The organism is Cryobacterium serini (assembly GCF_004404025.1).
In the GTDB taxonomy this organism is placed as follows: domain Bacteria; phylum Actinomycetota; class Actinomycetes; order Actinomycetales; family Microbacteriaceae; genus Cryobacterium; species Cryobacterium serini.
On record NZ_SOHN01000003.1, the window covers coordinates 232,566 to 255,431 of the forward strand.

Annotated in this window: 23 protein-coding genes and 1 pseudogene; 12 read left to right on the plus strand and 12 right to left on the minus strand. The window is 62.2% G+C overall.

The features are described 5' to 3' along the window. Positions 1 to 7: 7 nt before the first annotated feature. The 3 genes from dacB to E3T51_RS01120 are packed head-to-tail and all read right to left on the minus strand — an operon-like array spanning position 8 to position 3,884. Positions 8 to 1,486 (minus strand): D-alanyl-D-alanine carboxypeptidase/D-alanyl-D-alanine endopeptidase, encoded by a 1,479-nt coding sequence (gene dacB, locus E3T51_RS01110; RefSeq protein ID WP_241989098.1) that lies wholly within the window; start codon positions 1,484 to 1,486, stop codon positions 8 to 10. Between the two features lie 32 nt (positions 1,487 to 1,518). After that, on the minus strand, positions 1,519 to 2,505 hold the full coding sequence (locus tag E3T51_RS01115) for a Gfo/Idh/MocA family protein (protein WP_134526395.1): 987 nt from the start codon (positions 2,503 to 2,505) through the stop codon (positions 1,519 to 1,521). Further along, positions 2,502 to 3,884: a DHA2 family efflux MFS transporter permease subunit gene (locus E3T51_RS01120; protein ID WP_134526398.1), complete on the minus strand. Its 1,383-nt coding sequence runs from the start codon at positions 3,882 to 3,884 to the stop codon at positions 2,502 to 2,504. Before E3T51_RS01120 ends, E3T51_RS01115 begins: the two co-directional genes overlap by 4 nt. Before the next feature lie 58 nt (positions 3,885 to 3,942). On the opposite strand from E3T51_RS01120, the gene E3T51_RS01125 reads away from it, so the two are divergent. After that, positions 3,943 to 4,212: a hypothetical protein gene (locus tag E3T51_RS01125; protein ID WP_134526401.1), complete on the plus strand. Its 270-nt coding sequence runs from the start codon at positions 3,943 to 3,945 to the stop codon at positions 4,210 to 4,212. Here the strand turns inward: E3T51_RS01125 and arsA are convergent. Both arsA and arsD read right to left on the minus strand, forming a co-directional pair. Next, complete coding sequence (gene arsA, locus E3T51_RS01130) at positions 4,209 to 5,960, minus strand: arsenical pump-driving ATPase (RefSeq protein WP_134526403.1); 1,752 nt, start codon at positions 5,958 to 5,960, stop codon at positions 4,209 to 4,211. The two genes, E3T51_RS01125 and arsA, sit on opposite strands and share 4 nt — an antisense overlap. 4 nt (positions 5,961 to 5,964) lie before the next feature. Then, a complete protein-coding gene (arsD, locus tag E3T51_RS01135) occupies positions 5,965 to 6,357 on the minus strand; it encodes an arsenite efflux transporter metallochaperone ArsD (protein ID WP_104191235.1) in 393 nt (130 codons plus the stop codon). Positions 6,358 to 6,452: 95 nt separating this feature from the next. Here arsD and arsM point away from each other — a divergent pair, with 95 nt between their 5' ends. The 5 genes from arsM (at position 6,453) to E3T51_RS01160 (ending at position 10,445) form a co-directional block, all read left to right on the plus strand. Beyond that, entirely contained in the window at positions 6,453 to 7,205 is a 753-nt protein-coding gene (gene arsM / locus E3T51_RS01140; protein ID WP_134526406.1) for an arsenite methyltransferase, read from the plus strand. A 156-nt stretch (positions 7,206 to 7,361) separates the two neighbouring features. Then, a complete protein-coding gene (locus tag E3T51_RS01145) occupies positions 7,362 to 7,820 on the plus strand; it encodes a hypothetical protein (RefSeq protein ID WP_134526409.1) in 459 nt (152 codons plus the stop codon). 96 nt (positions 7,821 to 7,916) lie between these two features. After that, positions 7,917 to 8,510 carry a DUF305 domain-containing protein gene (locus E3T51_RS01150; RefSeq protein ID WP_134526412.1) on the plus strand — a complete coding sequence of 198 codons (594 nt, stop codon included), beginning with the start codon at positions 7,917 to 7,919 and terminating at the stop codon, positions 8,508 to 8,510. Between the two features lie 137 nt (positions 8,511 to 8,647). Then, the gene (locus tag E3T51_RS01155; protein WP_134526415.1) at positions 8,648 to 9,499 is read left to right on the plus strand and encodes a M23 family metallopeptidase; all 852 of its coding nucleotides are present in this window, start codon (positions 8,648 to 8,650) and stop codon (positions 9,497 to 9,499) included. A gap of 121 nt (positions 9,500 to 9,620) precedes the next feature. After that, positions 9,621 to 10,445, plus strand: coding sequence for a F510_1955 family glycosylhydrolase (locus tag E3T51_RS01160; RefSeq protein WP_134526418.1), 825 nt, complete (start codon positions 9,621 to 9,623; stop codon positions 10,443 to 10,445). 154 nt (positions 10,446 to 10,599) lie between these two features. On the opposite strand, the gene E3T51_RS01165 is transcribed toward E3T51_RS01160, so the two are convergent. Further along, positions 10,600 to 11,673 (minus strand): tellurite resistance/C4-dicarboxylate transporter family protein, encoded by a 1,074-nt coding sequence (locus E3T51_RS01165; protein ID WP_241989099.1) that lies wholly within the window; start codon positions 11,671 to 11,673, stop codon positions 10,600 to 10,602. A gap of 1,054 nt (positions 11,674 to 12,727) precedes the next feature. Between E3T51_RS01165 and E3T51_RS01175 the strand changes: the two genes are divergently transcribed. From E3T51_RS01175 to E3T51_RS01200, 6 genes are all read left to right on the plus strand, one after another. Then, positions 12,728 to 13,357: an RNA polymerase sigma factor gene (locus tag E3T51_RS01175; RefSeq protein ID WP_198417816.1), complete on the plus strand. Its 630-nt coding sequence runs from the start codon at positions 12,728 to 12,730 to the stop codon at positions 13,355 to 13,357. Further along, positions 13,354 to 14,439 (plus strand): CU044_5270 family protein, encoded by a 1,086-nt coding sequence (locus E3T51_RS01180; RefSeq protein ID WP_134526421.1) that lies wholly within the window; start codon positions 13,354 to 13,356, stop codon positions 14,437 to 14,439. Before E3T51_RS01175 ends, E3T51_RS01180 begins: the two co-directional genes overlap by 4 nt. A 548-nt stretch (positions 14,440 to 14,987) precedes the next feature. After that, positions 14,988 to 15,347 (plus strand): hypothetical protein, encoded by a 360-nt coding sequence (locus E3T51_RS01185; RefSeq protein ID WP_134526423.1) that lies wholly within the window; start codon positions 14,988 to 14,990, stop codon positions 15,345 to 15,347. 105 nt (positions 15,348 to 15,452) lie between these two features. After that, positions 15,453 to 15,914, plus strand: coding sequence for a hypothetical protein (locus E3T51_RS01190; RefSeq protein WP_134526426.1), 462 nt, complete (start codon positions 15,453 to 15,455; stop codon positions 15,912 to 15,914). A gap of 380 nt (positions 15,915 to 16,294) precedes the next feature. Continuing rightward, the gene (locus E3T51_RS01195) at positions 16,295 to 16,735 is read left to right on the plus strand and encodes a hypothetical protein (protein ID WP_134526428.1); all 441 of its coding nucleotides are present in this window, start codon (positions 16,295 to 16,297) and stop codon (positions 16,733 to 16,735) included. Between the two features lie 306 nt (positions 16,736 to 17,041). Continuing rightward, positions 17,042 to 17,560 carry an adenylyl-sulfate kinase gene (locus E3T51_RS01200; protein ID WP_198417817.1) on the plus strand — a complete coding sequence of 173 codons (519 nt, stop codon included), beginning with the start codon at positions 17,042 to 17,044 and terminating at the stop codon, positions 17,558 to 17,560. Positions 17,561 to 17,740: 180 nt separating this feature from the next. Here the strand turns inward: E3T51_RS01200 and E3T51_RS01205 are convergent, their stop codons facing one another. The 6 genes and pseudogenes from E3T51_RS01205 to E3T51_RS01230 all read right to left on the minus strand — a co-directional run bounded on the left by E3T51_RS01205 (position 17,741) and on the right by E3T51_RS01230 (position 22,797). Continuing rightward, entirely contained in the window at positions 17,741 to 18,481 is a 741-nt protein-coding gene (locus E3T51_RS01205; protein WP_134526431.1) for a class I SAM-dependent methyltransferase, read from the minus strand. A gap of 187 nt (positions 18,482 to 18,668) precedes the next feature. After that, positions 18,669 to 19,448 (minus strand): alpha/beta fold hydrolase, encoded by a 780-nt coding sequence (locus E3T51_RS01210; RefSeq protein ID WP_241989100.1) that lies wholly within the window; start codon positions 19,446 to 19,448, stop codon positions 18,669 to 18,671. 347 nt (positions 19,449 to 19,795) lie between these two features. Further along, positions 19,796 to 20,386, minus strand: a pseudogene (locus tag E3T51_RS01215) (transposase); the annotation flags it as partial. Positions 20,387 to 20,756: 370 nt separating this feature from the next. Continuing rightward, entirely contained in the window at positions 20,757 to 21,266 is a 510-nt protein-coding gene (locus E3T51_RS01220) for a DinB family protein (RefSeq protein WP_134526437.1), read from the minus strand. 145 nt (positions 21,267 to 21,411) lie between these two features. Continuing rightward, on the minus strand, positions 21,412 to 21,960 hold the full coding sequence (locus E3T51_RS01225) for a DUF6578 domain-containing protein (protein WP_166806335.1): 549 nt from the start codon (positions 21,958 to 21,960) through the stop codon (positions 21,412 to 21,414). A gap of 120 nt (positions 21,961 to 22,080) precedes the next feature. Then, entirely contained in the window at positions 22,081 to 22,797 is a 717-nt protein-coding gene (locus E3T51_RS01230; protein ID WP_134526444.1) for a hypothetical protein, read from the minus strand. Between the last annotated feature and the right edge of the window lie 69 nt (positions 22,798 to 22,866).

Here is a 22,866-nt window from a genome sequence, read left to right on the forward strand (position 1 = left end):
CGAATGGTCAGTTATTGGACAGATTGTCGCCGCAGTGAAAAAACCCGGTGGTCAGCGTGTCGATGGCGATTTTAGCGCTCGAGCTCACGTTGCCGATGGCGTAAATGGCGAAGGTGAGCGGGGTACCATCGGCGGCACGAACGACCCCGGCGAGCGTGTATCCGGTATCGATCCAGCCGGTTTTGGCGAACACTGCGCCGTCGGCGGCGGCATTCGCCCCGGCGAAACGGTCGTTGTACGAGAGGGATCCGCGCGGTCCGCCGGCGATCGGCAATCCGTCAAAGAGTACGCCGAGGTTGCCCTCGCGGGCGTTGACCTTGATAAACAGGGCCGTCAGGTAGGCCGGCGAGACAGCGTTGTGGGGGCTGAGGCCCGAGCCGTCCTTGATGATCATGCCGGTCGTGTCGATGCCGTAGGCGGCGAGGCCATCGACGATGCCCTGCTGCAGCGCGGAGAACGAGTTGCCGGCACCGTTTTCGATGGCCACGAGGCGGGCGAGCATCTCGGCGATGGTGTTGTCACTCACAATCAGGGACTGCTGAATGAGCGTTGACACCGGCGCGGACTGCACGGCACCGAGTTGGGCGGCGCCGGCCGGTGCGGTGGCCGAACTGATGCTGAGGCCACCGCCGAGCGCGTCGGCGAAGGCCTGGCCGGCCCGGGCGATCGGATCTTCGCTGCGCGCCGACGTGCTGCGGGTCGGGTCGTTGCGGTCACCGTCGACCATCAGCGCGGTGATCTCGGGCATGGAGCCGAGTCCGAGCTCGGTGCGGGCCCAGCCCTCGTCCCAGTCGGGACCGGAAAAGTACGATGCGTCGAGTACGAGCGAGGTGATCGGCGGATTGGTCGGGTCGGCGGCCCAGGCGACCCGGGTCTGGGTAGCGAGGTCGTCGAGGTGGGCAGCGCCGGTGTAGAACGGCTCCTGACCGGTGGGCAGCCGCGACAGGGTGAGATCTCCGCCGCCGACGAGCACGACCTGACCGGGTTCGGCGCCCTGCACTACGCGGGTCGTGGCCCGGTAGTCGCTGCCGAGCACGTTGAGGGCGGCGGCGGAGGTGAGCACCTTCATGACGCTCGCGGTGCGCGACGACGTCGTGCCGCCGCGGTTGAACAGCACTTCACCGGTGCTGGCATTGACGACCTGCGCCTGAAAATCGGCCAGGCGGGTGTCGGCGGCGAGCCCGGCGACCGAGCAGGTACGCAGCCGGCTGGCCGTCGTCACTTCGGCGGGCACCGGCCGCGCCGGGTCGATGGTAGGAGTGGGGCTCGGCGCGACCGCGGGCGACGCCACAACGGATGCCGCTGCCGGCTCCGCCGCGCCGGTCTGGGTTCCGGCGAAAACGGCTCCACTGCCCAGCAGCACGAAGACGAGAGCACCGGCGGCGATCAGCCAGGCCCGGCGGTACCGCGTGAAGACTGCACCGATTCCCCTGCGCGGGGCAGAGTCGACCGCGGGGGCTACGGGTGTCAGCACGGGTTCATCCACCTCCGTATGGTAGCCGACGCGCCTCGGGCCAGCTATTCACCCGGGTAGCGCAGGCCGATCCGGGTCCGAATCGCGTCGAGGGTGTGCATGATGGCGACCGATTCTTCGGCCGGCATGATGTCGCTCGAGAACCTGCCGGCCCGAATCAGGGCCTCGGCTTCGACCGCTTCGAAGTGCATCCCGCGGCCGGTGAACCCCGTCGACACAAACGTTTCGAGCACGGTGCCCACGTTGTCCAGTACCCGAAACCCGGTCGGTGCGTACCAGACGGCGTCGATGTCGATGCGCCCCTCGGTGCCGACGATCGACGCTCTGGTGGGGCCGAGGGTGTCGCTCGCCGAGAAGGTCGTGGCGATCTGTCCGCCTTCATAACGAAAAATCGTCGCGACCTGAGCATCCGCTCCGGTGGCCTTGAACGAGGCACTGGCCAGGATCGTTTCGGGCGCCCCGAAGACGGCGTGCGCGAAATTCACCGGATAGACCCCCAGGTCCAGTAGTGCCCCGCCACCCAGGGCCAGGGAATTGATCCGGTGTTCCGGGTCGTCGGGAAGGTCCTGGGTATGGTCGGCGAGCAGGCTGCGCACGTCGCCGAGCGTACCGGCTGACAGAATCTCGCGGATGCGAACCATGTGCGGCAGAAACCGGGTCCACATGGCTTCGAGCACGAGCAAATTTCTGCTCGCGGCCAGGTCCACTATCTGACGGGCTTCCCGGGCGTTGAGCGCGATCGGCTTCTCGATCAGCACGTGTTTGCCGGCATTCAACGCGGCGGCAGCGTGTTCGGCATGAAACGGATGCGGCGTCGACACGTAAATGACGTCGACCCCGGGATCATCGATTAGCGCTTCGTAGCTGGCATGTGCCGTGGGGATGCCAAATTCGGCGGCGAAGGCATCCGCCGATGCTTGGCTGCGCGACCCGACGGCTTGCACCGTATGGCCGTTCTGTACCAGGTCACTCGTGAACAGGTGGGCGATGCCGCCGGTGGCCAGGATTCCCCAGCGAATCAAATCGGTCATGCCTGGAGTTTATCGGCTGGCACCGACACGGGGTTCTGAATGCCGATGCCTGAAATTATTCCGCCTCCGACCAGCAGAATTCCAGTGACGATAACGGCGCGGTGGAACCCGTCTACGTCGAGCACCGGGCCAACGATAATGCTCGCCGCGGCGATGGCCACGAGTCCGGCGACTCGGGAGATCGCGTTATTGACCGCGGAGGCGATGCCCGCCCGGCCAGGTTCTATCGCGCCCAGAATGGCGGAGGTTAGCGGCGCGACCGTGATCGTCAGGCCCAGGCCAAAGATGATGACGCCGGGCAAAACCTGGCTGGAATAGGCGACGCTGGCGTCGATGCGCAGCATGACGAAAAACCCAATACCGGCGATGATCGGCCCGATACACATGAACAGGCGCGGGCCAAATCGGCCAGCCAGACGGCCGATGACAGTGGATAGGGCGATGCTCAAAATGCTTACTGGCAGCAGGGCCAACCCGGCGAGCGTCGCGCTGTACCCGCCGACCTGTTGCAGGAAGACAGCGAGCAGGAACGTGCCGAGCGACAGCGCAGCGTAGATCAGAGTCGTCGCGACGTTTCCCACCCAAAAGTTGCGCACCCGAAACAGGCTGAGCGGCATCATTGGTGCTTTTACGAGGTTCTCATGCCAGATAAACACCGCAAAGCTCAGCAAACCGACGATGAGCGGCACCAGAATGATCGGACTGCCCCAACCGAAGTTGACCTGTTCGATCAGCGCGAAGACCGGCAGCGCCACGCCGAGCACTCCAAGGACCGCTCCGATGACGTCGACGCGGGGCGCGGCATCCCCTGCCCGGTCGCCCGGCAACCGCGCCAACAAAATCAGGGTGAGCACGATCGGCACGATGTTGATGGCGAACACCAGTCGCCACGACACCAGATCGACCAGCAGACCACCGATGAGTGGACCGGCGATGAAGGCTGTGCTGGTCCAGGCAGTCCAGGTCCCGATCGCGCGGGCCTGTCCGGCACCCGAAAACGTGCTGAAGATGAGGGCGAGCGAGCTTGGTACCAGCAGCGCACCGGCAATGCCCTGGAGGGCACGTGCGCCGATAAGGAAGGGAGCGTTCGGAGCCACCGCACAGAGAACGGATGCGGCGGCGAAGCCCACCAGGCCCCACAACAACACCCGCTTGCGCCCGAACGTGTCGGAGAGCGAACCGGCCAGCAGAATAATGCCGCCGAGAGTGATCAGGTAGGCGTCGACGACCCACTGCTGGGTTGAAATACCTCCGCCAAGTTCACGGGTGATTGCGGGGAGGGCCACATTGATGACGGTGCCGTCGAGGAAGGCAATGAACGAGGCCAGCACCGCGACCACGAGAACGAGCCGTTGGGTATCGGTCGAGGAACGAGTCATGACTTGAGTTAACCCCACGTGCCGCAACGGCGTGCAATTAATAGGTCAGACTAGACCAATGATCACCCTGCAGCAGGATGCCGATGGCTTCATCCGCATGAACCGGCACTTTCCCGACAACTCGCTCATCAACATTAGCTTCACCGAAGGGACCTCGGAAGAATTCAGCGGAACCCGGCTGAACGCCATCTTTGACGACGCCCTGGCCGAGTTTCGCGGGCAGAATCGTCTCGAGGGAGCAAAAGGTTTTTCCCGGGCGCCGGCGAAAACCGTGCAGCCCACGAAGAACATCACCGTCGTCAAGGTGCACCCCGGAATGGCCGTTTAACCGCGACTAGGCGCCGTCAGCGCAGTCAGCCGGTCAACGCCGATCGGTTCATCGGCCAATAACGGCACGATCGCGACCCGATCGGCATGGTCGGACACCCTGTCGATCTGGGTGACTTCGTTGGCTGCGCGCGACTGCAAAAACGGCGTCTCCGGGCGCGCTGCGGCAATGGAGTTGTTGACTATCCAGCCCCACGGCTGGATTCCGGCGCGCTGGAGATCGTGTTGAAGCTCCTCAGCTTCGAGCACCGGCGTCGTCTCGGCCAGGGTGACGAGCAGCACCTTCGTCAGCTCCGGATCCTGCAGCCGCATCAGCGGGGTCACGAACGACATGTTCTCCCCCATTTGGCGGGCAATTTCACGATGGTACGACCCGGTGGCATCGAGCAACAGCAGGGTGTGGCCGGTCGGAGCGGTATCAACGACAACGAATTCGTGACGCGATTCGTGCACGGCCCTGGAGAATTGCCGGAACACCGCGACCTCATCGGTGCACGGCGAGAGCAGGTCTTCGGCGAGTGCGGCCCGGCCAGCTGCGTCGAGAGTGGTGCCCTTGGTTGTCATGACGTGATTCCGGTACTCCCGTATCGCCTCCTGGGGGTCGATGCGGGAGACGCGCAGCCCCGGCACGGTTCCGTGCAGGGTATCGACCAGGTGGGCTGCCGGGTCCGTCGTGGTCAGGTGCACAGCATGGCCGCGCTGGGCGAGGGAAACGGCGAGCGCCGCCGCGATCGTGGTTTTGCCGACGCCACCTTTTCCCATGCACAAAATCAAGCCATGCCCGGCCTGTTCCAGTTCGTCGACGAACTGGCCGAGCGGGGCATCGGGTACTTCGGCCACGGCCTGCGATTCTGCCGCGCCGTTGCCACCTGCGCGAAACAGGGAACGCAGCGCGTCGACACCCACCATGTTGCGTGCCTTGAGCTCGAGAGTGTCCAGCGGCAGGGTGGCCAACGACGCTGGCAAACCGTTCAGCGCCGCTCGCTCGCGGCGGCGAACCGCCAGTGCCATCGGCTCTGTTCCCGCCGCTTTGGGGAGCACACCGTTGATCACGACATAGCCGCCGCGAATACCGATCTGTGCCAGCTCACCGTGGGTGCGATCGATCTCGCTCAAAGCGGATGCCTGCGCGCGCGCCACGAGCACCAGCCGCGTGCGCGCGGGGTCGGCCAGCGCTGCGACCGCAGCGGCGTACACCTTCTTGTGCTTCTCCAGCCCGGACAGCGGGCCGAGGCACGATGGATCGCCCTTGCCCGCGTCGAGAAACTCGGTCCAGGAACCGGGCAACTGCAGCAGACGAATGGTGTGGCCGGTCGGCGCCGTGTCAAACACAATGTGGTCGTAGGTCGCCAGCAGGCTGTCATCGGTCAGCAGGTTCGTGAACTCGTCGAATGAAGCAACCTCGGTAGTGCACGAACCGGACAGGCCCTCAGCGATGCCCGCGAGCTCACGCTCCGGCAGGAGCCCCCGAACCGGGGCGATGATGCGTTCGCGATAGGCATCCGCAGCCTGTTCCGGATCAATTTCAAGGGCATTGAGACCGGCAATTGCGTCAATCGGAGTGACCGTGTTGCCAATCGTGAGACCGAAGACCTGTCCGATGTTGGAGGCCGGGTCGGTGCTCACCAGCAACACGCGGCGGCCGCGGGTAGCAAGTTCAATGGCCGAGGCGCAGGCAACGGATGTTTTGCCAACGCCGCCTTTGCCGGTGAAAAACAGAAAGCGAGGCGGGTCCTTGAGAAACTTCATGGTGCTAGCAGCAGCCGGTGGCGCCGCAGCATCCGCTTTCAGATTTCTCGGTCAGGCCGAGCTGGAGTCGCTGGGCTGGCTCGCTCGTGACGGGAGCGAGGCCGGCGAAGGCGAGCAGCTGGGTTTTCGAGGGGTAGGTGCCGGTCGCAACGGTGACGCCGTCGACGACGGTGAGCGGCAGGCCGGTCGAACCGACGACGTGCATGAAGGCGCGCACGGTCTCATCCGTGGTGAAGGCTAGGGGGTCGGTGGCCAGGTTATGGCGCTGGATGTCAGCACCAAGGTCCTGCAGACTGCGCACGGTCGCCGTTACCTCGACCAGGGACTGGTCGACGTCGACGCCGCAGACTCCGGTGTCGCAGCACAGTGCCGGTTCGTAGATTCGGATGGCAGCCATGTCGATCTCCCTCAAAAGTTCAGTCTTCATTCGCTATATCGATAAGTATCAATGTAGCAGTAGGCTGGGGCCGCACCTACCGAAAGGATCAATTCATGACCGAGAAATCTGAGATCACGGAGCTTGTTCGCGAGCGTTATGCGACGGCCGCACTGCAATTGAACGACGCCCCAAGTACATCGTGCTGCGTGCCGACCGATTTGGGCAACGGCGACGTGTTCGGCTCCGCGCTGTATACCGGCAACGAAAATTTAGAGATCCCCGAGGAAGCGTTTCTGGCCAGCCTGGGCTGCGGCAACCCGACGGCCGTCGCCGACCTGCACCCGGGCGAAACGGTGCTCGATCTCGGCTCTGGCGGCGGCATCGACGTGCTGCTCTCCGCCCGCCGGGTGGGTCCGACCGGCTTTGCCTACGGGCTCGACATGACCGATGAAATGCTCGCACTCGCCCGGGCCAATGCGGCTAAGGCCGACGCCACCAACGTCGAGTTCATCAAAGGGCAGATGGAAGCCATCCCCCTGGCCGACGACAGCATCGACGTCATCATCTCTAACTGCGTGATCAACCTGTCCGTTGACAAGAATGCGGTCATCTCCGAGATGTTCCGGGTCTTGAAGCCTGGCGGGCGCCTCGGAATTTCCGACGTGGTGGCCGAAAACCACCTGAGCGCAGAGGACCGCATCGAGCGCGGCAGTTACACCGGTTGTATCGCCGGGGCTCTTTCGAACCAGGAGTACCTCGACGCGCTCGTCGCAGCAGGATTCGTCAATTCGACTGTGGCGTATACCCACGAAGTCGCCCCTGAAATGCACGGAAGCATCGTCAAGGCGGTCAAACCCAGCGTTTAGTCTCGAACGCCGTTTTTCGCGGAGCAGCCGGTCACAATCGCACCCCACAAGAAGCAATCCTGAAGGCATTCAGGATTCGCCGATGGCCGTGCGGTATTCTGCGAGGGAAGACATTTGGCAGCTCGGTCTTGGGCTGCGGGTAAAGAAGTAGGTGAAATGACGCTGGATCGTGCGGTGCGACGATTGGTCGCACCCGTCTCTGTGTCGCCTCTCATCTCCTTGCTCGCTCTGGTCGCACTGCTTTTTGCAGTCTTTGCCATCCATTCCGAGGCCATGGGGCATGCCATGCACACGCTGGTCCCTGCTTCATCGCCCGTTGCTGCTTCAGCGATTATTGTTGAGCACCACACTCCGGTGACGGGCATGGCTGCAGTCATGGCTGCTCCTGTCATCGCGGCAATCTCGTCCGGAAGCCGCGGTGGGATGCTTGATTGTGCTCTGCTGGCCATGACGTGCGTTTTACTCCTCACCCTCGTCGTCATGGTATTCCTGACTCGACCGCCGACCCGGTATCGACGCCTGCTCGATAGCGGCATGGTTTCAAACTCATGGCGCACCACCGCCCAACCGAGTCAGCGGCCCAGCCTCACCCTGCTGTCTATCTGTCGCGTTTAGACCGAGATGCAGTTCCGAGCCAGCACCTGGCGTCGGAACTTTGCCGCGCCCGCGGCCATCCGGTTTCTACTGCTAAACGACGAATGGATATGAACGATGCTCAAATCACGAACTTTCTTGTACGCTGCTGTGACCCTGGCGGCAGCTCTCACCCTCACCTCATGCGCTGGCGGCAGCCCCGCCGCCGATTCAGCGAGCCCCACTGCCAGCCAAAGCACAGTGGCGTTCAATTCTGCCGACGTGACTTTTGCACAGATGATGATCCCCCACCATGAACAGGCTGTTCAAATGAGCGATGACCTACTCGCCAAGGACGGCCTCGATCAAAGCGTGATCGACCTCGCCACCGAGATCAAGGCTGCCCAGGAACCGGAGATCACGCAGCTGAAAGACTGGTTGACGGCGTGGGGCGAAGATGAGAACAGCATGTCGGGCATGGGCGGCATGGGCGGCGGCTCTGACGGCATGATGTCTGACGACGACATGATGGCGCTGCAGGACGCCGCGGGAGCGGAGGCCAGCATCCTGTTCCTGGAACAGATGACTGCGCACCACGAGGGCGCCGTCGCGATGGCGCAGCTCGAAATTGATGATGGTGAGAATGCGGATGCGCAGGCGATGGCTGCCAACATCGTCAAGACGCAGACGGCTGAAATCGCCGTCATGACCGAGCTTCTCACCGTGCTCTAGAGCGGCACATTCGGGGCGGGTTCTCTGGAAGGCCCGCACCGGAACACCACACTTCTTTTTCTGAATCACCTGCAAGGACATCTTCATGTATCGCCATCAATTTATTCACCTGATGCGTATAACCGGGGCGGTGCTCCGTGGATAACACCGGCCACGTCGCCACGGCGCCGCCCATCTCCGGTGCCGTTCCACAAATGTCACGCCGCGATATGCGCGCAATGGAGAGCATGGTGCGTGCGGGCCGATCCGGCTCATCGAAAACTGTGCCACCGGCTAACGTTGCCACCCGGCCCATCCCGCTGCGCCAGCGTGCTGCCGCTGCCAGTGCCATGGCCATGATCGCGCTATTTGCAATCGGCGCATCCCTACCTGCACTCGCGGTCAACCCGGAACCACCGCAGATCGCAGCCGCGAGCGTCGAGAAGACGGACGATCTCCAAAGCGTCACTGCCGCGGGTACAACATCCGTTCCCTTTAAACGCGGCGGTTACACCATCACGGAAGCGCCTGAACCGGCCTCGTACACCGAGGCTGCCAGCAACGGGGAATACGCCAGCCTGAGTCCGGGCCAGCTCAGCGATCAAGGCTGGGCTTTACCGGTTCTGGGCCGAATATCGAGCCCGTTCGGTTCTCGCCCGAACAAGCCAGTTGATGGTGTGGGCGACTTTCACAACGGCACCGATATTGCCGCTCCCTGCGGTCAGCCCGTCTTCGCGGCTTCCGGAGGAAAAGTTGTCGACTCGGGCTATCAGGGCTCCTATGGCAACTGGGTTCTCATTGACCACGGCAACGGCATTGAGACGGGTTATGCCCACAACAGCCAGCTCCTCGTTGACTCCGGGCAGCTTGTTGTAGCCGGTGAAATTATTGCCATAGTGGGGTCAACGGGTGCGTCAAGCGGCTGCCACGTGCACTTTGAAACTCGCGTCGACGGGGAAGGCATCAACGCCGAATCATTCATGAGCGTCAGAGGAGTCACTCTTGGTTAAATGCAAGCGATCAACGCGCCGAATCATTACCTTGGCGGTACCCCTCGTTGGCCTCTTGGTGTTGACGGGGTGTTCCGCCAACGATGTAGATTCGACGGCGGTATCGCCAGGCATCGCCCCGATGGCCAACGCTTTCGAACACGTGCATGGCCTCGGCGCCGACCCCCTTACTGGAGACACCTACGCGGCCACCCATCAGGGGGTCTGGCTCATCCCGACCGGAGTGCTGCCAGAGACCTATCTGGCCGGAGCGCCACGAGCCGACACGAGCCAACCAACGCAGCTCGCCGGCCTGGCACAGGACACGATGGGCTTTACCGTGGCCGCGCCCGGCCAGTTGATGGCATCGGGTCACCCCGATCCGACCGAACCCAGCGATCTGGCACTGCCTAATTTGGGACTCATTTCCAGCACAGACGGTGCGTTGTCGTGGACGACGCTGTCGTTGGCGGGCAAGACCGATTTTCACGATCTGGATGCCGTTCCCCTCGACGACGGCACCCTCCGCGTCTACGGTTACGACGCGGGCGCCGGAGGCATTTCCGTCAGTGACGACTCCGGCCTAACCTGGTCAGCGGGAGCGCAGCTCGCACTCCGCGACCTGAGCGCCGACCCATCCCAAGCCGATCGGCTCTACGCAACGACAGCCTCGGGCGTTCTGGTGAGCACCGATGCGGGGCGCACCTTCACCGCGTTAGCCGGCGCACCGGCGCTGCTCCTGCTGGATTCCGCCGCCGGAGGATTGGTCGGTCTCGATCCCAACGGCGGAGTCTGGCGCCAGGCCGGCCAGACGTGGACGCAAACCGGAACGACCGGTCGCACCCCCGAAGCGTTCACCGTCGTCGGCGGATCCTCACCGTGGATCCTCGTCGCGGACGCCACCGGCATCGCCGCCAGCAGTGACTACGGAACCACCTGGACCGCACTGGTATCGCTGCCCGGTTAGCAGGCACACCACGCCGCAGGCAAGTCGGCGAAGGGGCCAAAGATGGCTTCTCGCATGCAAACGGATACTCGCGCACGGTTCGCCTTCCATCTCAGGTCAAACCGGCACCCTCTCGCCTGAATAGACCCGGCGCACTTCAGCCCCTCGCCGACGGCTACCGAACGGCGTTCTCGTGCCGTCGGGCATCACGTCGGATGCGACCTGCCCGGATCGGTTGGCGCGCCATCGCTGTAAAAACGAGGAGCCATACCACCAGCGCAGCCCACAGCGTGACGGTACCAATCTGGCCAACAAGCGGCAGCGTGTCGGCCTGACCCAGATAGATTCCGGCGACGGCATACATTCCGACGGGAAACGCGATGCTCCACAGTGTCGCTTGATAGCGCAGTGGTACGTGGCGCTTGAAGTGACGCCAAATCCCCACGGCGATGAGTACGGGGATGAGCCAGGTCGCGAAGGCCCAGAACATCACGGATATGCCGCCGACCAGTCCGCGAGTCGCGCTTACCATCGGAGCATCCGCCATTTCGACGATGCGGGCGCCGGCCAGAACTGTGATCGCGCAGGCGCCCATCGATACCCAGTAGGGCGGATCGAGATCTTCCGGCCGCAGTGCGTAGAGCATCAGGCGCAGTGAGACGAACATCCCAGCGGCTCCATAGAGGAAAATGCCGACCGACCACGACAATATGGCCAGCACCGCGAGCAGCGCCCTGGCATCGCCCGCGACCGGTTCGAGCGCCGCTGCCACGACGGCGACCGACTGGCTCGCAACGACCCAGATAAACCAGGTTCCGTTTGCCGACCCCAGTACGGGGCGTGCCGTGCGGCCCAGTACGGCGAGCCAGGGCACCGCGTAACCGAGCACGACCCAGGCCACACCAGACACGCCCAGGAGCACCGTTGCCGCAAGAAACCATCCTTCCACGGCCAAACGCGCAGCCAGCACATTAGTGCCGGCGACGAAGGTGAAGAACTGGAATCCCCGGTTCGGGTCGTGCAGGTCATCGAGAAAGTCTGGACGGAACGCCACGAACCGCCATGCAGTCAGAACCAGGAGCGCCAGATAAGCTCCGGCACAGACCACCAGGAGCGCATAGCTGAGGCCGGCGACCCCGATCAGGTTCATGCCGATCGAGAGGATGCCGGTGGCCATGACCATGGCGAAATATCCAGGGGGCATCGTGCGTACGGCGGCGCGCACTCGCACACTTCGCTCGGACGCCACTATCACAGGCTAGCCCTTCGAGCGGAACTCGCGGCTCTCGCGCTGGCCCGGAGCCGGACTCAATCTCTGTCAAGTGGACCAGCGGAGACGGCCAGGTGGTGGCGAACTCCACGGATCAGCCGGATCGATATCCGTAGCGACCGCCCGTCAGCCAACATTCGGGACCGCGGCTCAGACGTGCGTGCGGTGTATGACCATGCCGTGTTCATTTACAGGCTCGAAGGCGTCCGGGTCCCAAGCCCCGGGATGCGGGACGGGGCAATTGACGACGGTGTTTCGAGAAGAATGATCGATGTATCTCCCCCCGGGGTCTAAGGGAGGTTCTTGATCACCCGGAAAGGTTGAGAATCATGGAAGCCTTGAAGAAGTATCCGCCGGAGTTGGAGGAACGAGCGCTGCACCTCCTGCTTGCCGCTCGCGAGGATGCCTGCTGGCAATCACCACGCACTCCTTGCGACACGTTGCGGCGTCCTGGCTATTTCGTCGGACGGGAGCGTTCTCGTCGATGCAGAGGATGCTCGGACACGCCTCCGCAGCGATGGCTTTGGATGTCAATGGCGACCTGTTCGAAGACGACGTAGACACCGTTGCAATCGCCCTTAGTAACCGCGCACTTAGAACAAATGTAGGCAAATGCGTCCAATCCGGGGAAAAAACCGCTGAGACGGATTTGGAAACTAACTCTGACCGACAGTTTTAGTAGAGCCGCCTGTCAGAATCGAACTGACGACCTTCTCATTACGAGTGACTGATAGGTGCCCGGAAACACGCGGGAGCGCGTCAAAATCGTTGATTTTACGGTCTTTTTGGACTCGACGTGATCACCGAAATCGGCATCATTTCAGTTCGAATGTGGGCAAATTGTGGGCGAGAAAATCCACTCACGCGACGAATTTGAGATGTCCTGACAGATAGCATTGCGACCATACGCTGGCAGAATCCGCGACAATAGGCCGTTGTCGGTGTCGACAGCGATCCCCATGCCGCAGGTGTTGTCACCTCGTCGACCAGGGCGAGGGGCGAGACGATATCACCGCTCAGGACACTCCTCAATATGACCTCGAAATCTGAACCGACGGACCTGCTCATTTCGATGCCGTCGCCGGCTGATGTTAGTAGCAGCGTCGTTACGGATCTGGCGCATCTCACACACGCTCAGGGAGGCGATCGCGAGGCATTCGTCGCGCTGTACAACACCCACGTCCGCGCGGTGTACTGGTTCGCGCTCAAGATGGTCAGGTCAATCGCAGACGCGGAAGACATCACCCAAGACACTTTCGTCATCGCCTGGAGCAAACGGCACGCGATCAGGCCCGTGGATCAGTCCGTCTTGCCGTGGCTTCTGGTGACCGCCCGCAACGTCGGAAATAATCGCATCCGCAGCCGCGCTCGCGACGATCATCACCGCACCGATAGTGATCTCTCGAATTTCCCTGACCCCCAGCACCGTTCGGTCCACGACGAAGTCCAAAACCACATGCTGTTGGACGCGATCGACCACGCCGTCGGCCAACTCACCGAGACGGACCAAACCCTCTATTACCTCTGCATCGACGAAGGCCTGACCTACGAGCAGGCGGCACGCGCGCTGGGCACGTCCCATGGTGCCGTTCGAAACAGGCTCGCTCGAGTCCGCATCACCCTTCGAGACAAACTGTCCGCACAGAAAGAAGCGCTGTCATGAACACGACAATCGGTCCATCGGAAACTCAAGTCGAGCGGATGCGGGAAGGCATCGTCGACAGAATCGGTGAATCGATGCCGACTCTCGAACACGCAGCCGCCCCGCGCCAATTCCTCGGGACACCAGCACCTGAGCAACTCCACACGCCCCGAGCACTGCCACACAATGTGCGGCAGCTGCCTAAACGATCCGTCCGGACCCGCCGCGTCTCAGCCCTATCCCTGGCTGCGGCAACCCTGGTCGCCATCGCGATTCTGGGGAATTCCTTCGGGTGGGGACTAAACGGGGGCGCATCAGCCGAAGCCTCCAGCTTGCTTGAGCAAACGGCCGTCGCGACGATTCAGACCTCGGACCCGGTGGTCGCGCCCGGTCAGTTCCTCCAGATCAGCACGCGTGCGGTCTTCGCCACCTACGCAGTGGGGCCCAACGACGATCCCAAAAATCTAGCGAGCCGTTCAGTCTTCCTGAGCCCCTCGACGAGCATCCTGTATGTACCGGCGGATAGATTCGGCCAGTGGGTCTGGGAGCGCACCGCTCTCAAGCCCGACATCTTCTTCAGCGAGAAGGCCAGGGAGTACGCTCTCAACAGCTGGGCGCAGCTCAGCCCCGCCGAGCGCACAGAGATTGCCCGAGCGGACGGCGGTAATTTCGATGGTTCGCCCTGGACTCCTGAGGACCTTGCAGCCATGCCCAGCGACCCTGCCGCTTTGCTGTCCTACTTCTATGCGACCTCCGCTGGTGGGTCGAACTCCCCCGAGGAAGACGCACTATCCAGGATCTCCGATGTACTTCGATCCGGGCTGGCCCCGGCCGAACTGCGCGCAACGCTTTACCGGGCAATCGCGATGATTCCCGATGTCACAGTCGTCGAACGTTCAGCCACGCTCAACGGACAGGTTGGCGTAGCCATCGGCCGGCGGGACCCAACGCGTGATTTCAGACAGGACCTCATCATCGACCCCACGACCGGACTGCTAATTGGCGAACGCCAGGTGCAGGTCACAGCCGATGCTAACGTCCCGGCAAACACTGTCATTGGCTGGACGTCAGTCACGACCACCGTCGTCGATTCCACGCCGTAGCGCTTCTCCAAGACCCCACCCAATTACTGGTGAGGCAGGCCGTATGCTCTACCTTGAAAAGACATCGCCTCCTCTGAGCTTCGGCTCAGGCCTCCACCCGTGACATACCTCGCCATGGCGTCTGATTCTTACTCCGCGTGCGCGAGCTCCGACAAGTTTTCGGCAAACCGAGACGCTTGGTCGCGCCGCATCCGTGCCCACTCGTTTGTAGAGCGCTGGGAGCGGTCCGTATCTTTTCCAGGATCGCAGTTCTCACTGTTCAAACTCTGAAATTAGTCGAGGAGTTGCAGGCATCGAAAGTTCTGACAGTCGGCGTCGGCGCCTGGACGGACGAGGTGACGGTAGGCACGGCCGAGCTTGTCGACAAGTCACGCGCATAGGTGGCTGATCCGGGGACGCCATTTCCCGACCTACGGAATTCCAGCCTTGAAATGCAGGATTGGAAGCCCTTCACAATAACGGAGCTTCGGCGACAAGATCCGCTTAACCGCGTCCAGGTCGTCCTCGTAGCTGCGAATGGCGATGCGGTTGTTACGTACGAAGCGGCGGTGACTCATCGTGACGACTCGACTTCGCGATGGGCATGGGATGTGCTCGTCGCAGGTAGTGTGCTTTTTCCTTTCGAATTCGTTGTAGAGAACGACACTGTGGTGAATATCGAAATCACGGGGTTGAAAATCTTTGATTCGACCAACGCTCTTCTGCTTGTGTCTTCGAAGTTTATGATCGAAGCATGTACTGCCACTGAAGTGCGCTTCGAGACCGCTGCCGACGTTCTCACAGTGGAACGTCTGACCGGCGAACATCTCGATCCATGCAGCGGCGGCTTCGACGATCTGATGGGGGCTCAGTGGGGTCGACGAGCAGGATTTTCCCTTCTGACGGCCAATAGGCGATCTGGCCCTTAACAGGTACCGAGGCCATTGCGCTGAGGGCTCATGCTCACTGTCGGTAAGGGGAACCGTCAACGCGAACCCGCCAATTACCCTATGGCCCTCTAGAATCGGGGCGTCATGATGTTCACGCGCCGTATTCTCGCTGCACTGCTCGTCGCGGTTCCGAGCGTGGCCGTCGGAATCGTGGTGATGCGATGGATGCCCTTGCCGAACCCTCTGAACGTGCAGTGGTCCGGTACCGAGGTCTCGAACACGCAACCATTGTGGGTATTCTTCCTGCCTATCGCGGCCTTGACGCTCGGTGGCTTCGCCCTGGGTATCGCCGCCGTCGTCGATCGCGACCACGAGGATCCCTTTCGAGGAACGCTCTACATAGCGGCTGTACTGACTTCAGGCAGCGCCGGGGCGTGCTGGGCGCTCCTCGCGATGAACCTTGACTATGCCGCACCGACCGGTCCAGCCTTCCTCGGCGCGCTGGCGCTTGCGCCGGTGTACGCCCTGCTCCCGTTGGCCGTCGTCGGCATCCACGCACGGCACCGATCGAGCATCGACCAAAACATCGCGGAGGACCTCACATAGACCGTCACTCCTAATGCGCGGATCCCGCGACTTCGCCCGTAAGACGGATGACCAGCGGGCGCGGTGAAGCATGTTGCCGCTCGAGTCGAGTCGCAGAGCAAGTTGACCACACGTACAACACCTCACAAATGGGAGTGTTGCAACGACCGGTTGAATCCGCCAACCCTCTGCGGGACGCCGAGTTCTCCTTGCGATGTTGAGCCCCCGCATCACGACCGCGACGCTCGTGGCGCTCGTGGCGGGTCCCATAAGTTTGGTGCCCGGCCGCTCTGACATGGCCTTGGCCTCTGGAGTTATCCACTTGCCCCGAGGCGTGACGAGTTGTCATCTGACGACTCTGTAGTGCTTCATTCTGCGCGCCGTAATGTAACACTCGTGACATGACTTCCAATATTCGCTTGAAAAATTGCCTCGGGTTGGTACTTCCTGCGGTGGCCATTGTGGTCATTACTTGGTTCATATTCTGGATGGCGCAAGGATTACCCACCATGTGCAACCTCGTCGCCCCGTGCCCAGACAGTGACGTCAGGGTGGCACCCGCTCTGCTTTTCGGCGGGATGATGCTCGCACCGTTGGCGGCGGTAATCCTCATGTCCGTCGTCCGCTCACCGGCGGGCTGGCTCGTCTCGCTGTCCTTTGTCGCCCTCGTGCTGCTAGCAGTGGTCGGGTACGTCGTCATCAGCTTCAGCGGCGGGTTCAGCGCTGATGCGGCGTGGCTGATCGGTCTCCTTGTAACCTGCGGGACAGCAGCGCTCGCCTATGTGGGAACCGTTGCGCTCCGCCGCAAGACTCGAGCGGCTACCCTTCCAAACCGGAGGTAGGCGCGTGAGCCCTCGAAGGTTGAAAACTTCAATTGCCGCCGCAGGGTTGGTCTTGGCTGTCGCGATGATCCTATTCGCGCGCGGTATAGATTCGGCTGATACGCGCGTACTGAAGTGCTCAACGCCGAATAATTCACGAACGTTCACTCCTGTGTGTCCCTGACAGCACAGTCGACATCCGAACGGCGCAAACCCGACCATCGCCTTACATCCCGCAAGCGGAACCCTGAACGAGACGATTGAGCGGTAATTTGATCCACGCCTGCTGAGGCCCCCGGAGAGCACGCTATGTGACAGTCTCGATAGATGATTGACACCGTTTTCCTCAACGGAACGGTCGGCGCCGGCAAGTCGACTATCGCGGCCGCTCTCAGCGTCCTGATGACTGAGAGTGGACGACACCATGCCGTAATTGACCTGGACCACATCAGACGCGCCTGGCCAGCGCCCGAGGGCGACAGATTCAATCACGAACTCGAACTGCTGAATTTGCGCGACTTGGTCGTTAACTATCGGAATGCTGGTATCGAGCACTTCATCCTCGCCGGTGTTGTCGAACAAGCCACCGAAGTGCCCCGGTACGAAGCCGCGTTGAAGAGTCGCGGCCTTCTCCTCTGCCGGTTGGATGCCGATGGTGCCACTCTGATCAGAAGACTCAGTTTGCGCCATGCGGACAACCCAACCGAGCTGGATTGGCACCTGCGGCGCGCGGACGAACTCGCAGCGATCCTCCAGAGGGCGGCAATTGATCACGTCGTCGTGGACGTTTCAGGAGACGCACCAATGGTGACGGCAAGAGAAGTGATGCAGAAGGCGGGTTGGTGAGGGCGCGTTCGGTCTGTTCCGCGTGGAACCTCGAGCGACACGGATTTGGGAAACTATGCCTACCCGGGTTCAGTCGACGTGTTACAGGGGAACCCTCTGCGGAACACTGTTCGAGTGCTGGACGGGAGAGGGGACCGGCACGGTGGCGGCTTGGGAACGGGAGAAGACAGTAGGGGGCCGTCAGGCTGTGGTCGGTGCCGCTGCTCGGTGTGATTTAAAGACCATGATCGGCGAGTCGTCGGTAGAGGGTGTTCGGTTCCAGTCGCTCCATACGCCGTCGACGACAAACCCGGCCTCGCCCAGTTGCTGTTCGATGAGATGGCGTTCCCTGAAGGCGAGGGTGAGCTGTTCTAGAATCTGTTCGCCGGTGTCTTCTAACCGGTTGTGCGCGGTCAGTACGATCTGGCCGGGCTCTGTTTCATTGACGTCGTACCATTCCCGAAGCGGCCCGTTGACGGTGTCACGCAGGGTCGGCTCTGCAGCGGCCCACTTCTCCCAGGCGCGGGCTTGCGGATTACGACTTTCGAATGCCAGCACGCCGCCGTCGCGGAGTGCCTCGCGGATGTCCCTGAGGGTCCGTTCCCACTCACTGTCAGGAATGTGTTGCGCGACGTTCCCGGTCATGACGGCGTAGTCAAACGGCTCGGCTGGTATGTCGCGACTGTCCCCGAGCATCCAGCGCACAGATCGGCCGTTTGCGCGGTTGGTGGCATACGCGAGCATGTTCGGAGAAGGATCGATTCCGACCACCATGCGGTCAGCCCGGGCAAAAGTCGCTGTCAGAATGCCCGTGCCACAGCCAAGATCGAGGATAGCTCGCGCGTCGATCTCATCGGCGACCTGCCGGTAGAACTCGTGGTCCGGGCCGTCAGGGTTGTCGACGTCATAGAGCGCAACGAGTCGCTCGTTATAGTCGTCCATGCACCCACCATATTGGCTTAGTCGGGACCGGAGGAGATATGAGCGTCGAGGCGTTCGTCACCGACAGGGAGGTCGTCGCGAAACGGTTGCGGGGCCAAGACCGGGGCATCATCCCAGCCGTCGCCGGTCCCACCTTTCTGAAGCCAACTCAGCCGTAGGTGGCTCCGCCCGGGCGCTCAGCTGCAGCTCAGCCGGTGCTATCGAGAATCAGGCGCGCCGCTTCCGTTGGTTGGTCCCAGTGCGGGAAGTGACCGCAGTTTTCGAACCAGTGCAGCGTTGCATCCGGGAACAGCTCCGTGGCCCGCGCCGCCTCACTGGGAGCGGTGACCTTGTCCTTCCGCCCCCATCCAATGACCATTTTGCCCTTGAGTGAACCGGCCGGTGCGCCTTTCTGACGGGGTCCGTGAATCAGCGCGTTGAGGGACGGGTCCAGGCTGGTCGATGTCTTGAACCCGCGAAGCTCGTGCAGGACCAGATCCTGTGGCAGCTTCCAGGGGTGGGCGGAGAACTGTGCCATCAGGGCCGTGCGACCCACAGGGTTGCCCGTGAGGAAGGGGAGCGCCGGTTGGATGCGGCGCACCAGTGCGACGGATGCCTTGATGCTTGCACCAAAGATCGCTGCCTGGCGGTCATTCCAGAATCCACCAGGGTCCAGTGCCACCGTGGTGCCAGCGTGCCCGCGGCGTGCCATTTCCATTACCATCCGGGCGCCCAGGGAGCTGCCTACCAGATCAAGGTCACCCAGTTCCGCGTCGCGGATAAAGGCTTCGACGGAATCGGTCAGCGTGGCAATGGTGGTTTCGCCGGTCAGCGGCGCGGATTCGCCGCAGCCGGGGAGGTCGACGGCGATGACATCGCGTTCAGCGGCCAGCGCCGGGATTACCGGGTTCCAGTTGCCAATACTGGAACCGAGCCCATGGATCAGCAGGAGTGGCTTACCGGAGCCTTGCCGAGTTGAGTGCAACATGACTTCACTGTAGGGGCAGTGCAACATATCTGGCCAGAGGTTATCTGGCCAGAGGCCCGACGGCACAGCGATGAGCCGTTAGGCAGCGCACCAACATGTCTTGGATCGAACACATCTCAGGTCGAACACGCCTCAGGCAGGGGCGAAGAGTTCCAGCGCCACGTTGTCGGGGTCCCTGAATTCCATGATGTAACCGGCTCTTCACAATTGAGGGTGTAGTTGGAGCCTGAATCCTCCGGTTTCCAGGAGTGAGCGGGCGACATAGTTGGCGAGGTTGCAGAATCTCAGGGCTGATCCGCCGAGGTGTTTGAGGCGGCATTGGATCGCGTCGGTGGGCCCGTTGGAGGTGCCGGGCCGGTCGAAGTGCCATATCCAATGATCACAGTGACGTACTTGTCGCCCCGGCGGGTATGCCGCCAGACGTGCTCGTCCACGCCGATCACCCGCACCCCGTCAAATCGTCCCGGATCATCGATCAGGGCCCGTTTGCCTTCCGCCAGGACCGCGGTGTTCGCGGTGTTCGCGGTGTTCCAGGCCACGCCCAGGCCCTCAGCGACCCGGGCGACAGTCAGATGCTGACACACGATGCCCGTCAGCGCCCACCGCAGGCCCTGCCGGGAGAGTTTCGCCCGCGGTTCAGCGACCTTCGTGGTGTCCTGCCGCCACACATGCCCGCACCCGCCGCAGCGGTAGCGGCGTACCCGGACCAACAGCGTGGTCGGACGCCAGCCCATCGGTTCGTGCGCCAGCCGACGAGCCACCGTGTCTCTCGCTGCACCTCGGCACCCGCACCGCCGCCACCGCTCATCCGTGTCGACCACTCGACACACCAGCACCGCACGAGCCGGCTCAACGAGCTGCCCCACCGCTTTGAGGCCGAGCTCATCAAGGCGGAAAAACGTGGTCAGGTCAGAGGCATCAAAGGTAGCGTCGAACACGTCGAGGTCTTCCGGATGGACAGCGTAGGAACTTCCATCATCGGAAGACCTCGACGTCGACCCCACGACCGACGCGCCACCTTCCTACACCCTCAATTGCGAAGAACCCTCAATCAGAGATCCTAAAAAATGTGACCGTAATCCGAAATGGTGCTCAATCGCAGCTTCGGTAGGCAGTCCCATCGATCCGCAAGAGGGACGTCCACCGCGACGGATCTGGGGCCAAACCACCCGGCGCCCGAGTTCGCCAATGCTGTGTCGCAGGGGGAACCTTCAACGCGATAGATCCGTGGCAACCCACCGTGGGACCAAGGGGGGCCGATACTGTTCTGAGAGGTACCCTCAGCGATGATTCTGACGTGTCGGTTCGCTAGTGGCCGACCGTGCCGTCGATCGATTCGCGCAGAAAGTCGGCGTGGCCGGCGTGACGGGCGGTCTCCTCGATAAGGTGCAACAGCACCCATCGGAGTGAGAAGTTGCGGCCATCGCCCAGCGCCTTGATCGACAGTTGATCCAGATTTTTCGATTTGAACACTACTTCCCGGCTCCGATCACAGGCTGCGCGGTAGCGACTGCGCAACTGCACCGGCTCAAGGAGAGCCGCAGTGCGGAACTCCCAGTCTGGGTCGCCGTCCCAGTCGACGCTGGTCCATGGCTCTCGATCGGGGAGGCCAGCAAAGCGGACCTCCATCCAGTCCTCTTCCACCAGTGCCAAATGGTAGAGCAGGCCCGCGAGGGTGAGTTCAGATGGGGAGTGCTTCTGTGCCAGTTGCTCGCGGGTCAGTCCTTCGGTCTTCGAAAGCACTGTCTCGCGCTGATGATCGAGGTACTGCGAGAGCATGCTGAACTCCGGACCATGGGGGTCGGCAGCGATTCGCATTCGCTCATCCTTCCAGAACGCGAAGACGTTTCGCAAGGGGGACGTCCAGCGCGACGGATCTGGGGCCAAACCACCCGGCGCCCGAGTGCGCCAATGCTGTGTCGCAGGGGAACCCCAACCGAGACACGAGAAAGCGCCGTAACGCCTACTTACGCAGGCGGACTATCCAGCCGACGACCTTTCCGTGATGACCGCGCGACTGGCGAAAGCTCCGCACACTGTGCTGCATAGCGCCCCCTGTTTCTGACACCAGAACACCGCGTTCCTCTGGATCCTTCGACGGGTGGTAGCGAACCGAGATCTGATCAATTCGGGCAACGCGACCGGACAGCTGCGTCCGATCTGACCGGTCGGAAGGGTCGCGGACGGCGTCGGCATAGGTGTCGAGCTGCCAGGGGATCGTGCGGCGGCCAGCGAACAGCCGGGAAACCCAGTTCTGGTCCATGGGCACCAGCGACCAGTCGACGTGTTGGTCAAGTGCAACGTCCAAACCGTCCTCGGCAACCTGCCATTCTGTGAACCACACGTCGGTATCGCCGGATTCCTGGCTCGGGACGATGCCCTCTGGCTCGACCGCCTCCACGTCCACCCGATCGATTGGCTCGTAGGTGCCGACGTAGCGTACCCGAACATCGGTATCGCGCTTGCCCTCTTTATTCGAAACAGGCATTAGCTGGCTTCCAAGATCCTTCATGGCACCAGACTAGGAACCCCCTTGCCACATTGCAATCTGCCGGGCCATCCCCTCATTAACCTCAGAACATGTCAGAAAAAAAGGCCCGCATGGGGAACGGCGGAGGTCGTGTCGTCCTGGCTAATTCGTGGATCGCGTCCAGGGGCTCACGCTTTCCAGCTGGACGTTCACGACGCTGGGGCCAGCGAGGAGAGTTCCAACAGCCGTGAAGTCTTGTTGAGGGAGGATGCTGTCGGTCGGATCGACGCCATTGAACTGTCGAACGTTGACCCGCCCCGATTCTAAGGACGAGAAAACGACCGGTTGCTCAGCGCCCGCATACAAATAGGCGTCGTAGCCGCCGGCCTCCGGTAGCGCGGGAAGCGCCGAAATCGGCGACACAGTAATGGACCAGTCACCTGCACCGGGCCCGACGGTGATCCAGCCTGCCGGGCCAACGGAGGAGTCAAGGCCATAGGCGACGCTGGCGGAAACGCCTTGATAATCTGCCATGCCAGCCTCATGGTACGTGCCGTCTTCACCATAAACCTGCGCGCCGGACTGCTCATTGGCCCAGTGGCCGGGTGCCCACGTGATCGTGTAGAAGCCAGACTTAGCGTCATCGGGAAAGACAATTTCATCCGCACCGTTACCGGTGACCGTGAAAGCCTCGAACGTCCCGAATGTCTCGTCCGCCCACGCCTGAGCAGAATCCTGTGCAGTGGGTTCATCCGTCTGGGCGGGAGTCGATGAGGCTGACGATGATGAATCAGGTGCGACGGGTTGCTCTGCTTGACAGCCTGACAATATGACAGCCGTTACGGTCGCTGCGGCCAATACGAATGTCGCACGTTTCATAGAATCCCCTTGGTATTTCTCGTCTTCTCCGCCTTGAGATGACGTCGTTGGGCTGCGTCTTGGCGACCC